Annotated in this window: 11 protein-coding genes; 8 read left to right on the forward strand and 3 right to left on the reverse strand. The window is 37.9% G+C overall.

All coding sequences use genetic code 11. The annotated features are described in order from the left end of the window. Window positions 1–29: 29 nt before the first annotated feature. The 3 genes from JF73_RS03745 to rpsD form a co-directional block, all read right to left on the reverse strand. Window positions 30–1,337: a replication-associated recombination protein A gene (locus tag JF73_RS03745; protein WP_046327027.1), complete on the reverse strand. Its 1,308-nt coding sequence runs from the start codon at window positions 1,335–1,337 to the stop codon at window positions 30–32. Then, window positions 1,338–1,805: a YueI family protein gene (locus tag JF73_RS03750; protein ID WP_046327028.1), complete on the reverse strand. Its 468-nt coding sequence runs from the start codon at window positions 1,803–1,805 to the stop codon at window positions 1,338–1,340. A 69-nt stretch (window positions 1,806–1,874) separates the two neighbouring features. Continuing rightward, on the reverse strand, window positions 1,875–2,486 hold the full coding sequence (rpsD, locus tag JF73_RS03755) for a 30S ribosomal protein S4 (RefSeq protein ID WP_046327029.1): 612 nt from the start codon (window positions 2,484–2,486) through the stop codon (window positions 1,875–1,877). 424 nt (window positions 2,487–2,910) lie between these two features. Here rpsD and ezrA point away from each other — a divergent pair, with 424 nt between their 5' ends. The 8 genes from ezrA to JF73_RS03795 all read left to right on the forward strand — a co-directional run bounded on the left by ezrA (window position 2,911) and on the right by JF73_RS03795 (window position 13,779). Continuing rightward, a complete protein-coding gene (ezrA, locus tag JF73_RS03760; RefSeq protein ID WP_046327030.1) occupies window positions 2,911–4,626 on the forward strand; it encodes a septation ring formation regulator EzrA in 1,716 nt (571 codons plus the stop codon). Window positions 4,627–4,787: 161 nt separating this feature from the next. Next, window positions 4,788–5,945, forward strand: coding sequence for a cysteine desulfurase family protein (locus JF73_RS03765; protein ID WP_046327031.1), 1,158 nt, complete (start codon window positions 4,788–4,790; stop codon window positions 5,943–5,945). Window positions 5,946–5,951: 6 nt separating this feature from the next. After that, entirely contained in the window at window positions 5,952–7,169 is a 1,218-nt protein-coding gene (gene thiI, locus JF73_RS03770) for a tRNA uracil 4-sulfurtransferase ThiI (RefSeq protein WP_046327032.1), read from the forward strand. A gap of 269 nt (window positions 7,170–7,438) precedes the next feature. Further along, a complete protein-coding gene (locus JF73_RS03775; protein ID WP_046327033.1) occupies window positions 7,439–10,078 on the forward strand; it encodes a valine--tRNA ligase in 2,640 nt (879 codons plus the stop codon). 1 nt (window position 10,079) lies between these two features. Continuing rightward, window positions 10,080–11,357, forward strand: coding sequence for a bifunctional folylpolyglutamate synthase/dihydrofolate synthase (locus tag JF73_RS03780; RefSeq protein WP_046327034.1), 1,278 nt, complete (start codon window positions 10,080–10,082; stop codon window positions 11,355–11,357). Next, entirely contained in the window at window positions 11,338–12,018 is a 681-nt protein-coding gene (locus JF73_RS03785; protein ID WP_046327035.1) for an HAD family hydrolase, read from the forward strand. Before JF73_RS03780 ends, JF73_RS03785 begins: the two co-directional genes overlap by 20 nt. A 35-nt stretch (window positions 12,019–12,053) precedes the next feature. Continuing rightward, window positions 12,054–12,677, forward strand: a complete 624-nt coding sequence (locus JF73_RS03790; protein WP_046327036.1) for a JAB domain-containing protein — start codon at window positions 12,054–12,056, stop codon at window positions 12,675–12,677. Window positions 12,678–12,774: 97 nt separating this feature from the next. After that, entirely contained in the window at window positions 12,775–13,779 is a 1,005-nt protein-coding gene (locus JF73_RS03795; RefSeq protein WP_038522305.1) for a rod shape-determining protein, read from the forward strand. The last annotated feature ends 30 nt before the right edge of the window (window positions 13,780–13,809 follow it).

A 13,809-nucleotide genomic window follows, 5' to 3' on the forward strand; every position in this document is an offset into this window, starting at 1 on the left:
ATAACAGTTGTGGCACTTTTTGAATTCGTTTATTTTTTCTTTAAACCATTTTTTTGTAATTCATGCAAGGTTTCGTACTGCTTTTTTAAGCCCTTTTCAATTTTAGAATTGCCCTTAGGCTGGAAATATTGTTTACCCACTAATTTATCTGGTAAATATTGTTGGGCTACCCAATCATTTGCAAAAGAGTGAGGGTAAATATAGCCCTTGCCATGACCTAATTTTTTGGCTCCGGAATAATGGGCATCTTTTAAATCTGCTGGTATGCTGCCATAATCCTTATGTCTGACATCCTGCAAGGCAGCATCAATCGCACTAATTGCACTATTACTCTTAGGAGATATTGCTAACTCAATGACTGCGTTAGCTAGAGGTATTCTGGCTTCAGGAAATCCGAGATTCTTGGCAGCTTGAATAGCAACTTGAGTATGCTGAACAGCGGCTGGATTAGCCAGCCCAATATCTTCATAAGCTATCACGCTTAGGCGCCGGCAAATTGCTACTAGATCACCTGATTCAATTAATCTCGCTAAATAATGTAAGGCTGCATCAGTATCAGAACCGCGAATTGACTTTTGAAAAGCAGATACTAAATCATAGTGGCCGTCACCTTTGGCATCAAAGTTTTGGCTACGCATCTGAATCGAATTTGCCATTTCGTCTTGGTTAATAGTCAGGCTTTCAGTTTCAGTTTTACCAGCTGCAATCAGCTCTTGCTTTGTTGAACGCACAGCTAATTCAAGTCCGTTTAGAGTTGCACGTAAATCACCATTGCATTTTTGCACTAAAAGATTTCTAGCATCATGTGTTAATTTGACTTGGTATTTTCCCAATCCGTTTTTATCATCAGTTAAAGCACGATCAATTGCTTTACTGATGTCTTCTGCAGCAAGAGGCTTAAGTTCGAAAATTTGACACCGGGAACGAATAGCAGGAGAGATAGCTATATACGGATTTTCAGTTGTTGCACCAATCAAAATAATTTGTCCAGATTCTAACAATGGTAAGAGAAAATCCTGTTTAGTTTTGTCTAAACGGTGAATTTCATCTAATAATAATATAACTGTGCCACTGAGTTTTCCTTCTGCTGCTACCTGTTCTAACTGCTTTTTACTATCTGTTGCCGCATTCAGCTGGCGAAAAGCATATTTGGTTGAACCGGCAATTGCACTGGCAATACTGGTTTTGCCGATACCAGGGGGGCCATAAAGTATCATAGATGACAGCATCCTGGCTTCAACCATTCGCCGAATAATTTTACCCGGACCAATTAAATGTTGTTGACCAACAACCTCATCTAAATTTTGTGGTCTCATTCTGTAAGCTAATGGCTTCATTTAATTGTCTCCATGAAAAAGCCGATGCCAGAAGCCAGCCTTTTTTTGATTAGTATTGCTAAGCTGGGGTTTAGGCATTTCCGGCGGATATACCTGATCAATTTCAATCCGCATCTTGTTAATTGCGGTTGGTGCTACTACTAAAATGGCTGAGTCGTCTGGACCGGTTTTAGCAGTCTCGTTGTTAACAATAGTAAAAGCAATCTCGTATTTACTACAATAAGTTTCTACTTGATCCACAAAATTATCATGCAAATTGCCATTTATTAGTATGTTGTACCCTGTATAATCTTTAAAGTGTAATAAAAATAGTTTAGTTAATTTGGGGTCTTGTACTTCTGTATTAGTCATTCTAACTAAAACCCGTTCGCGAAGGGAACCTAAAAATCTTCTTCGTTCATCAGGTCTTGTTTGCGGGGTAATCCCTTGAGCAGCGTTCGATACTCTGGTATTTAAATCTTCAGTCATCAGTAGCTCTCCTTTCGGGTAGCAAAAACCCCTCTCCAAGCAGGAAAGGGGTTTTGTAAAATGTGGAAATTAAAGTAACTTGTTGTAGTATTCAACAACTAAAGCTTCGTTAATTTCTGGTTCCATTTCATCACGTTCTGGGAGACGAACAAGTGAACCTTCCATTTTGTTATCATCAAATGAAACAAAAGATGGGCGGGATACAACTGCTTCAAGCGCATCCTTAACTTGTTGCAAGTTCTTTGACTTTTCTTTGAGGCCAATGACTTGACCAGCCTTAACTTCGTAAGATGGAATATCAACACGCTTGCCGTCAACAGTAATGTGACCGTGGTTAACTAGTTGTCTAGCTTGTTCTCTAGTAGTAGCAAAACCTAAACGATAAACAAGACTGTCTAAGCGGCATTCAAGTAAAGCCATGAAGTTAGTACCATGTTCACCTTCACGGATCTTGCCGGCACGTGTAAACAAAGTTCTAAATTGACGTTCGTTTAAACCGTACATCCAACGTAGCTTCTGCTTTTCGTGCAATTGCTCGCCGTATTCTGATAAACGACCACGTGAATTAGGACCATGTTGACCAGGAGCATAGTTACGACGACTAATTTCCTTGCCTGTGCCTGAAAGTGAAATTCCTAATCTTCTAGAACGTTTCCAACTTGGACCTGTATATCTTGACATAAAATCCTCCAATAAAATCTGATAACAGTTTTTGGAGTAAAATAGTTACGTATAAGTTTAACATTCGTGCATCTTAATTTTCATTTTCGCCTATTGCAGCGTCGGTTACTCGTTCACTAAAACGTATTAAGATGTTGACGTTCTTGCCACTTATAGCTGCAAATATTTTACACGCTCTATATTATAGTTGTCTCAGTGTATTAAAGCAAGGAAAACATTGTTTACTTTATTTAATAGGAAGAAAAAAGAAAAACCAGTTTTAATTAGCCCTCATACTAAACAATTTCCCTTTAAAACTAGAGTGTATTTATTAATAGTAACTAAATTTTCTCGGCAGAATTTGATTATTTTTGCCAGTAAAGAAAACTCATACCCACAATAATACAGAAATTTGTTATAATTGGGTTAGTTTTGGAGGAAAATTATGTCACCAGCTCAATCCATAGTTGTAATCATAGCAAGTTTAATCATTATTATAATTGTAGTACTTATGATAGTAGTCAACCGTCGTCAATTGCGGGAAATTTTGGAATTGGACGACCAGATCTCAGAAATAGAAAAAATGCATTTGGAAACAGATATAATTGATCTGGATAAAATGGATTTAGCAGGTGAGAGTCTGACTACTTTGACTACATGGCGCAAGAATTATACGCAGGCAGCAACTGAAAAAATACCTGCAGCGCAGACTTTTCTCGAACAAGCAGCCGACCAAAATGCGCATTATCATTTATTTAAAGCGCATAAAAACATCAAACAAGCTCAGGAAATTATGACGCAAACTTATGATGATGCGAAAAATACTAAGGAAGTTTTCACTGAACTGCTCGAATCAAATAGAGAAAACCAAAAGCAATATGATGACTTATTTAATCAGTATAAAGACCTGCGCAAAAATGTACTTGCTGATTCTTTTGAATATGGTTCTGCCCTTGATCAGATTGAAAATGAGCTGACAGCAATGGAAAATGACTTTTCCGAAGCTAAGAGTTTAACTGCTCAAGGCGATCAGGTAGAAGCAAAACGTATTCTTTCAAAAATTAAAGCTGCTTTGGCAAATGTAGGCTGCCTTTTACCCCAAGTCAGAGAGGCAAGGCATCAACTTGATCAGGTATTTCAAGATCAATTAGATGAATTATCTGATACATATAAAAAGATGATGTCTTCCAAGTTTTATATTACTGAGCTTGATGTTTTAGCCGAAATTAAGAAAGTCCGTGGTCAAGTTACCGATGCTGGTAAGCTATTAACCGAATTAAAGATTTCTGCTTTGAATAAAGAAATTGCTAAAATCAAACAAGAAATATCGGCCTTGTACGACGTTTTGATTAAAGAATACAAGGCACGTCCATTTGTAGAGGAAAACCAGGAGAAAATCCAACGCTTATTGGCCCATGAACAAGTAGAGTCTAAGAATTTGGTCGCTAAATTACGCCATATTGATGAAAGTTATGAATTAACGCATAATGAATTAGCTACCAGTAGGCAATTAGAACAAGAAGTTAATGATATGGAGCGGCAATATACGGTTGATACGCAGAATGTGGCTGATGGTAAAGGAGTATATTCTGCAATTAAATCGTCGTGGTTAAGTATGTTGGACCGTTTACGCGAAATTAGTGCGCAACAGAAAAAAATGGCGCAAGATGTTGATGGGTTATATGATTCTGAAAATGTGGCTAATGATTCAATCAACCGTTTCAAGCAGGAAGTTTCTCTGGTTTATCGGCGTTTGGAGCGTAAAAAGCTGCCGGGAAACCCCGATGCCTTTGTCCAGATGTATACGTTAGTCGTCAATGAAATTGGGCACGTGGCTAAAGAGTTAAGCCAAGTGCGATTAAATATGGAAAAGATTTCACAGGAATTAATTCAGATTTCTGATGACGTTGAAAGGTTAAAAAGAGAGTCAGACGATATTATCAATTCTGCGGACTTAGTTCAGCTTACCTTACAATATTCAAATAAATATTCAAATAATGGGTCAATTAAAGCTGCTCAGAAAAAGGCAATGCAACTTTATGAAGAAGAATTCAATTATAAAGATGCTCTTGATACGATTGCGACTGCTATTGAAAAAGTCGAACCAGGTTCATATCAGCGTTTAGAAAACTTGTATTATTCAGATAAGAAAAACAATTGATTATACTTTAGTTACCAATTATAATTATCAAGCTTTAAGATTAGCAAATGATTTTAAAGCTTTTTTAGTGTAGCTGCATTAATAATTGAAGCTTTAGTTAATTTAAGTTACAATTTATAAGTTAATAGCTAATCATGTAGTGCTTTGGGGGAGAGAAACTTTTGATATACTTTGACAATAGTGCCACGACCAAGATTGACCCTTCTGTTTTAGCAACCTATGATCAAGTTGCGCAAACTATTTGGGGCAATCCCTCCAGTTTACATAAATTGGGTGACCGTGCTTTTCAACTTTTAGAAAGTTCACGTAAGCAAATTGCTGCACTTTTAAAGGTTAAACAGGATGAAATATTTTTTACATCAGGTGGTACCGAAGCGAACAATTGGGCAATAAAAGGGACTGCTTTTCAAAAACGTGAATTTGGTAAACACCTCATTACTTCAAGTGTTGAACATGCCTCCGTCGCTAATGCTTTTAATGCTTTAGAATACCTGGGTTTTCGGGTAACTCGCTTGCCAGTTGACAAAGAAGGGCGCGTTAACGTTAATGATTTGCGTAATGCACTGGATTCTGACACTACTTTGGTATCAATTATGGGTGTTAATAATGAGATTGGAACTATTCAGCCCATTGAAGAAATTAGTGATTTGTTAACTAATTATCCGACAGTCAGTTTTCATGTTGATAACGTCCAAGCTTTAGGTAAAAATATTTGGCAGCGTGTTTTTACTCCCCGCGTGGATTTTTCCAGTTTGTCTGCTCATAAATTTCATGCTCCAAGAGGTACGGGTATTCTTTACAAAAAAGAAGGAAAAATGCTCGCACCACTTCATGATGGCGGTGGTCAGGAAAAAGGGCTGCGGTCGGGTACCGAAAATTTGCCGGCAATTGCAGGAATGTCTAAAGCTATCCGCCTTCTGTTAGAAAATGAAGCGGCTAAAGCTCAAAAAGAGTCTGCTATTAAAGGCAAAATTGTAGCATACTTACAAGATAAACCGGGGATAACTATTTTTTCACCTGTTTCTGCTGACTTTGCACCGCATATTTTATGTTTTGCACTTGAAGGGATCAGAGGAGAAACACTAGTACATACACTGGAAGAACATGATATTTATACTTCAACGACTTCTGCCTGTGCCTCGACTAAAGTTGATGAGGCTAGCACATTAGTGGCAATGCACATTGATAATAAAGTTGCAACCAGTGCTATTCGCCTTAGTTTTGATGAAACTAACACTCTTGCAGAAGCTGATGAATTTATTAAAGTCTTTGATCAGATTTACCGGCACTTTGCCACAATTAATCATTTAGGAGAATAAAATTAGATGAAATATACTGAGATAATGGTTCGTTACGGTGAACTTTCAACGAAAGGGAAAAACCGCAAAGATTTTATCGGTCGCTTAGCCGGTAATGTCACTAAAGTGCTGCGCGATTTTCCGCAAGTTGAAATTCATCCGCGTCATGATCGGATGCACATAGTTTTAAACGATGCTCCTTTTAAGGAAGTGGATCAACGGCTGAAAAAGGTTTTCGGCATTCAAACTTATTCACCTACCATTAAAGTTGAAAAGACATTAGAAGCAATTGAAAAGACCTCGCTTTCTTTAATGAACGAAACTTTCAAAAAGGGAATGACTTTTAAAGTTAATACCAGACGAAGCGACCACCAATTTTTATACGATACCAATGAATTAAATAAAATAGTGGGTGACTACCTTTTTGCCAACATGAGTGATTTGAAGGTAGAAATGAAACATCCTGATCTGGTCCTCAGAATTGAGGTGCGTAAGGATGCCGTTTATATTTCTAATCAATTACTACATGGGGCTGGCGGTATGCCTGTTGGTACAGGCGGGCGCGCTGTCATGATGCTCTCAGGTGGTATTGACTCACCGGTTGCTTCATACTTAGCTTTAAAACGTGGCGTTGATATTGATATGGTTCACTTTTATAGCCCACCGTATACTACAGAAAAAGCGCTAAATAAGGCTAAAGAATTAACCGGTATCTTGGCTAATTATGCAGGGAAAATCAATTTCATTGCAGTACCTTTTGCGGAAATTCAAGAAACTATTAAAGAAAAAATCCCTGAAGGCTACTTAATGACTGTTCAGCGGAGGTTTATGCTGCAATTAGCTGATAAAATCAGAGCCAAAAGAAAAGGACTGGCTATTTTTAACGGTGAGTCCGTCGGACAAGTAGCTTCACAAACTTTGGAATCAATGGCCGCAATTAATGATGTTACAACGACGCCTGTTGTTAGGCCGGTTGCTACAATGGACAAGACTGAGATTATCCGTTTAGCTGAAAAGATTGGTACTTTTGACCTGTCAATTCAGCCATTTGAAGATTGCTGCACTATCTTTGCGCCGCCGCGCCCAAAAACTAAACCTAGAATTGATAAGGCCCGTGAATTTGAAAACCGTTTGGATGTAGAAGGCTTAATAGAAAGAGCTTTAGCAGGTATTCAAGTTACAGCAATTTATCCTAACGATAAGTTTTTAGCAGATAAAGCGGCAGAAGATGCTGCACTGCTATAAAAAAAGTGTTATAATACCTGCAAAGCAATAATTGAGAGGTATTAACCTTATAGATAGAGAAAGGCTCATGGTTGGTGAAAAGCCGAATGAAGGTTAATTTGTAGCTTGATTGGACTGGTTGGCTGAACTTAAAGTAAGCTGGCCCGGTAAATATGCCGTTATCATTTTTAAGAGAAGCAGAAGTAGTTCTGCTTAATCTTAGGTGGTACCGCGGTTAATCATATCGTCCTAGACATTATGTCTAGGACTTTTTTATTGGGAGGAGAATTATGACAGATTTAGCGCCAAAATATGACCCACGTGAGGTCGAACAGGGTAGATATCAAAAATGGCTTGATCAAGATTTGTTTAAACCGTCTGGAGATAAAAAGGCACATCCATATTCAATTGTTATTCCACCACCAAACGTTACTGGTAAGCTTCATTTAGGACACGCTTGGGACACAGCAATTCAAGACACTTTAATCAGGTTTAAAAGAATGCAAGGCTATGACACTTTGTATTTACCAGGGATGGATCATGCCGGGATTGCAACTCAAGCTAAAGTTGAAGCAAAGTTGCGTAAACAAGGTAAAGATCGTCATGAAATGGGACGCGAAGCCTTTGTTAAACAGGTTTGGGATTGGAAAGATGAATACGCCGCTATTATTAAAAGCCAGTGGGCTAAACTAGGGTTATCATTAGACTATTCACGTGAACGTTTTACTTTAGACAAAGGATTATCTAAAGCCGTTCGGCGTGTTTTCGTCCAATTATATAATGAAGGTTTAATTTATCGCGGGGAATACATTATTAATTGGGACCCTGAATTGCAGACTGCTTTAAGTGATATTGAAGTTATTCACCAAGACGATAAGGGCGCCTTTTACCACATTAAATATCCGTTTGCGGATGGTTCGGGATTTGTCGAAATCGCAACTACTCGTCCTGAAACTATGTTCGGTGATACCGCGGTTGCTGTGGCACCTGGTGATGAGCGCTATAAAGACCTTGTCGGTAAAGAATTAATTTTGCCAATAGTTGGTCGTCATATCCCAATTATTGAAGATCAACATGTTGATCCAGAATTTGGTACCGGATTAGTTAAAATCACTCCTGCTCATGATCCTAACGACTTTTTGGTTGGCAATCGTCATCACTTAAAACGAATTAACGTCATGAATGACGATGGCACAATGAACGAAAATGCCGGTAAGTATGAGGGCATGGATCGTTTTGCATGTCGTAAAGCATTAGTTAAAGACCTGAAAGAACAGGGTTATTTGCTCAAAGTTAAGCCGATTGTGCACTCGGTTGGACATTCAGAGCGTTCTGGTGTTCAAGTTGAACCGCGTTTGTCAACACAATGGTTCGTTAAGATGAAACCACTTGCTGATAAAGTTTTAGAAAATCAGAAAACTGCTGGCAAGGTTAATTTTGTACCAAAAAGATTTGAACAAACCTTAGATCACTGGATGGAAGATGTCCATGACTGGGTAATTTCACGCCAGTTATGGTGGGGCCACAGAATTCCTGCTTGGTACAATAAAAAGACTGGTGAAATGTATGTTGGCGAAGATGCTCCCAAGGACATTGAAAACTGGAAACAAGATCCAGATGTTTTAGACACATGGTTCTCCAGTGCTTTATGGCCATTTTCAACTTTGGGTTGGCCTGATGAAAATTCTGTTGATTTTAAGCGTTACTTCCCAACCAATGCCTTGGTTACCGGTTATGATATTATCTTTTTCTGGGTTTCACGAATGATTTTCCAGAGCTTGCATTTTACACATGAAAGACCATTTAATGATGTGGTTCTTCATGGCCTGATTCGTGATGAACAGGGACGTAAAATGAGTAAATCTCTGGGTAATGGAGTAGACCCAATGGATGTCATTGACCAATACGGTGCTGATGCTTTACGCTGGTTCTTACTCAATGGTACAGCCCCAGGACAAGATACTCGCTATAATCCTAAGCAACTGGCATCTGCTTGGAACTTCATCAACAAGATTTGGAATGCCGCTAGATTTGTGATCATGAATTTACCAGAAGATGCACAAGCTGCTCACATGCCTGATACTAGTGAGTTTGATTTGTCTGACAGCTGGATATTCGATCGTTTAAATCACACTGTTAGCGAAGTAACTCGTTTATTTGATGATTATCAATTTGGTGAAGCTGGTCGAGAATTATACAACTTTATTTGGAATGACTTCTGTGACTGGTACATTGAAATGGCTAAAGTTGCTTTAAATGGTGATAATCAAGAATTAAAAACCAGAAAACAAGATAATTTGATTTGGATTCTTGATCAGATCTTACGCTTGCTTCATCCGATTATGCCATTCGTGACAGAAAAATTATGGTTGTCCATGCCACACGATGGTGAATCAATTATGGTTGCCAAATATCCTGAACCACATGCTGAGTTTGAAAATGAACCAGCTCGTCATGACATGGCTTTCTTAATCGAAATCATTAAGGCAGTACGTAATATTCGTATGGAAGTAAATGCTCCGTTGTCTTCTTCAATTGACATTATGATTCAATTAGAAGACGCAAAGAATGAAAGAATTTTAACTGACAATGAAGATTACGTTAAGAACTTTTTGCATCCAAAAGAATTAACCATTTCAACTCAAATTGCTGCACCAAAACTTGCTAAGACTGCCGTGATCTCAGGTGCACAGATCTTTGTTCCGTTAGCTGATTTAGTCAATATTGAAGACGAGATCAAGCGTATGACCAAAGAAGAAAAAGATCTGCAAGCTGAAGTTGAGCGCTCAACTAAGAAACTAAGTAATCAAGGCTTTGTCGCACATGCTCCTGAAGCTGTGATAAATAAAGAAAAAGCGAAAAAAGCTGATTACGAAAATCAACTTCAAAGCGTTCAGGAAAGAATTCAAGAATTAAAGAAGAGTGAATAACGTGACTTTTACTAAAGCTCAAGATGTGATTAATTATTTATACTCACTTCCTAAACTGCACGATAAGGCAGATTTATCTTATATTAAAAGGGTTCTAGCCTTTTTGGGCAATCCGCAAGACCAAATAAAAACTATTCACGTTACGGGCACAAATGGTAAAGGCTCAACTTCTTATTATTTAAGTAGTCTACTGCAAAAGGCCGGTCAAAAGACTGGTCTTTTTGTTTCTCCGTACGTGTTTGAATTTAATGAACGTATTCAACTAAATGGTCAAAACATTAGTGATAACAAATTAGTGGAAGTCGCTAATACTGTAGAGGCAGCTTTAACAGCAATCTGTCAAATAGATAGTCAATTTTCTTTAGTTACTTTTGAATATGAAGTGGTAATGGCCTTTCTTTATTTTTCATTGGAAAAATGTGATTATGCGGTGATTGAAGTTGGAATTGGGGGAGAACATGATAAGACTAATGTAATTACACCTGAAATCAGTGTCATTACTACTGTCGGATTAGATCACGAAAAAATAATTGGTCCGACAATTGAAGATATTGCCCGTGAAAAGAGCGGGGTGATTAAGAAAAATCGTCCCGTTATTTTAGGTAATATTCCTCAAAAAGTGCTGCCTATCATAGAGCAGAAGGCTAAATCAGAACATGCAACTGTTAAATTGCTGGGACGGGATTTCACGGTTTCAGACGAAAAACAATTGCTTTATAAAGATCATTCTCAAAAAATATCATTTTTACCTAAACCGCTAGTTGAAGGTTATGATATCGGCGTTGCGGTTCAAGCATTTAGTTTGCTAGATCTAACTTTGTCTGCAAGTGACATTCAAGATGCTATTAATCACACTGTTGTTCCCGGGCGCTACCAAGTCCTGCAAAATAATCCGTTAATAATTTTAGATGGTGCTCATAATATTCAGGCTGTCCACAATTTGCTTGATTTTGCTCATCATGAACAAAAAAAACGACACGGTCAAATTAGGATTTTGATCATGATGATGAAAGATAAAGATATTGCACAGGTTTTTGATTTATTTAAACCGACGGATCAGGTCTATTTGACTACTATCAACTATCCACGAGCAGCCAAGCAAGATGATTTTCCCGCTTGGGTTCAAGAAAGATACCCTTACTTTTCTGATTGGCAAACTTCCTATCTAAATCTAAAGCAAGCAAGTCAAACAAATGATATACTGCTAGTAACAGGTTCTTTTTATTTAGTGGGGGAAGTTTTGCAAAGGGAGAAACATAATGCGCGTTCACGGAATTAAAGAAGATATTAAAGGCATTCTTTTTGATATGGATGGCTTATTGGTAAACTCGGAAAATTTATATTGGCAGGCGAATATTCAGGCGGCAAAAGAGGCACATATAGGTACACCTGATGATATCTACCTTAAGCTTGTAGGTTCTACTAACACAGATATGAATGACTTTTACTTACAATATTTTACGAATACCGAGCAGCGCGATCAATTCATTAAACGCACAGACGAACTGGTGTGGCAATGGACAGATGAGGGCAAGTTGAAATTAAGACCCGGTGTACAAAAAGCCCTTGATCTATTTCAACAAGCTGGATTACCAATGGCAGTTGTAACTAGTAACACTGAAGATGTGGTTGAACATAATTTGTGGGCAACTGGAGCACGCAATTATTTTCAATTTCACTTAAATTATGACGATGTGCAGAAAAACAAGGTCAAACCCAAACCAGCACCTGATATTTATCTTTTAGCTGCAGACAGACTCAATGTGGCAAAAGAAAACATTTTGGCTTTTGAAGATTCAGCGCCAGGCTTATTGGCTGCTGTTAATGCCGGTATAAAGTGTGTAATGGTTCCCGACTTAATTCCTGCGTCTGCCAAAGATAAGCAAAAAGCGACCTTTGTCTGTCAGGATTTTTACGAGTTTTTGAAAAAAATTTACTAGATTTAAGCGTACTTAAATAGTGAAAGGATGGTTTTATGGAATTAATAAAATCTAAACACTATTTGGTAAAAACTGACTGGGAAATTTTAAATGATTTTGTCAATGAATTAAAAGAACTGGGAATAACAAAGTTTGATCAACTTGCTGTGAAGCTTAAAGAACTTAATATCAAAAACTTTGATGAATTGCTAAAATATATCTCTGGCAGCCAATGTAATGATGACTTGGCTATTTTAGCTGAAGGATTACTAGAACGGATACGAGCTGCAGTTCCTGACCGTGATTTGATCATGACTTCAAGTAACGAAGTGGGAACATACCTGACCGATAAATTAGCTGGACACAAACAAGAAGAACTGTGGGCACTATATATAGATAATAGTAATCATATTATTGCTGAAAAAAGATTGTTTCTGGGAACTTTGGATAAGTCAATAGCTCATCCGCGGGATATATTCCGTTGGGCTGTGATATATGCGTGTGCAGGGATATTTATTGTTCATAATCATCCTAGCGGTAACTTAATTCCATCCAGCAGTGATATTGAATTAACTAAAATGTTACAGGCAGCAGCAGACTTATTTCATATTGATTTTTTGGATCATTTCATTGTAGGTAAGGGACAGTATTTAAGTTTGCGTGAGCGACAATTATTTTAAATTCATCTTAAAGTTACATTCCATTTTCTTTTTTAAGTTGCACTTTATGCTATAATTATTCAAGATTTAGAGACTGCAATAATAAGGAGAGATTTTCGTGTTTGGATTAGGAGCAAAAAATATTGGCATTGATTTAGGAACTGCCAATACTCTTGTTTACATGGAAGGCAAAGGTATTGTCCTTAGAGAGCCTTCTGTAGTGGCAAAGAACACCCATACTGGGAAAGTAATCGCGGTTGGTTCAGAAGCAAGAGAAATGATTGGTAGAACGCCTGAAAGTATCGTAGCAATTAGACCAATGAAAGATGGTGTAATTGCTGATTATGATACCACAGCGTCAATGTTAAAATATTTCATCGAAAAGACAGTAGGTAATTCCAAACCATCAGCTATGATTTGTGTACCTTCAGGCGTCACAGAAGTTGAAAAAAGAGCAGTTATTGATGCTGCACGGGTTGCTGGCGCACGTGAAGCTTATGTGATTGAAGAACCGTTTGCTGCAGCAATTGGTGCTGGTTTGCCAGTAATGGATCCAACTGGCTCTATGGTAGTTGATATTGGTGGTGGTACTACTGATGTTGCAACTATTTCATTAGGTGGTATTGTTTCTTCTACTTCAATTCGTCAAGCTGGCGATAAATTCAATAATGCTATTGTCAATTATGTTCATTCTAACTTTAACCTTCTAATCGGTGAAAGAACTGCTGAAGATATTAAAATCCAGATCGGTTCGGCTTCAGTTGAAAAAGCTGAGGGTATTGAATCAGTTAATATTCGTGGTCGTGATTTAGTCACGGGCTTGCCTAAATCAGTTGATGTTAAAGCTGTTGATGTTTCCAAAGCTATTCAAGATGTTGTACAAGATATTATTGTAGCAATCAGAGAAACTCTGGAGCAAACTTCTCCCGAAATTGCAGCTGATGTTATTGATCATGGTATTGTGCTAACTGGTGGTGGTGCTTTACTTAAGAATTTGCCTGATGTTATTTCAGAAGCTACTAAAGTTCCAGTTTTCATAGCACAAGATCCGTTAGATTGTGTCGCAGTTGGTACCGGTGAGTCTCTGAAAAATATCGAAGTAATGCGTAAAAGTCGCAGATAAATAAACTAGTCGGCTATTAGTGCCGACTTT

Origin of the sequence: Lactobacillus helsingborgensis (genome assembly GCF_000970855.1) — a bacterium.
Lineage (GTDB): Bacteria > Bacillota > Bacilli > Lactobacillales > Lactobacillaceae > Lactobacillus > Lactobacillus helsingborgensis.

Coding starts and splice junctions, on each gene's coding strand:
- ezrA (WP_046327030.1), top strand. CDS start 2,911: ATGTCACCAGCTCAATCCATAGTTGTAATCATAGCAAGTTTAATCATT.
- JF73_RS03785 (WP_046327035.1), top strand. CDS start 11,338: ATGCGCGTTCACGGAATTAAAGAAGATATTAAAGGCATTCTTTTTGAT.
- thiI (WP_046327032.1), top strand. CDS start 5,952: ATGAAATATACTGAGATAATGGTTCGTTACGGTGAACTTTCAACGAAA.
- JF73_RS03790 (WP_046327036.1), top strand. CDS start 12,054: ATGGAATTAATAAAATCTAAACACTATTTGGTAAAAACTGACTGGGAA.
- JF73_RS03750 (WP_046327028.1), bottom strand. CDS start 1,805: ATGACTGAAGATTTAAATACCAGAGTATCGAACGCTGCTCAAGGGATT.
- JF73_RS03745 (WP_046327027.1), bottom strand. CDS start 1,337: ATGAAGCCATTAGCTTACAGAATGAGACCACAAAATTTAGATGAGGTT.
- rpsD (WP_046327029.1), bottom strand. CDS start 2,486: ATGTCAAGATATACAGGTCCAAGTTGGAAACGTTCTAGAAGATTAGGA.
- JF73_RS03775 (WP_046327033.1), top strand. CDS start 7,439: ATGACAGATTTAGCGCCAAAATATGACCCACGTGAGGTCGAACAGGGT.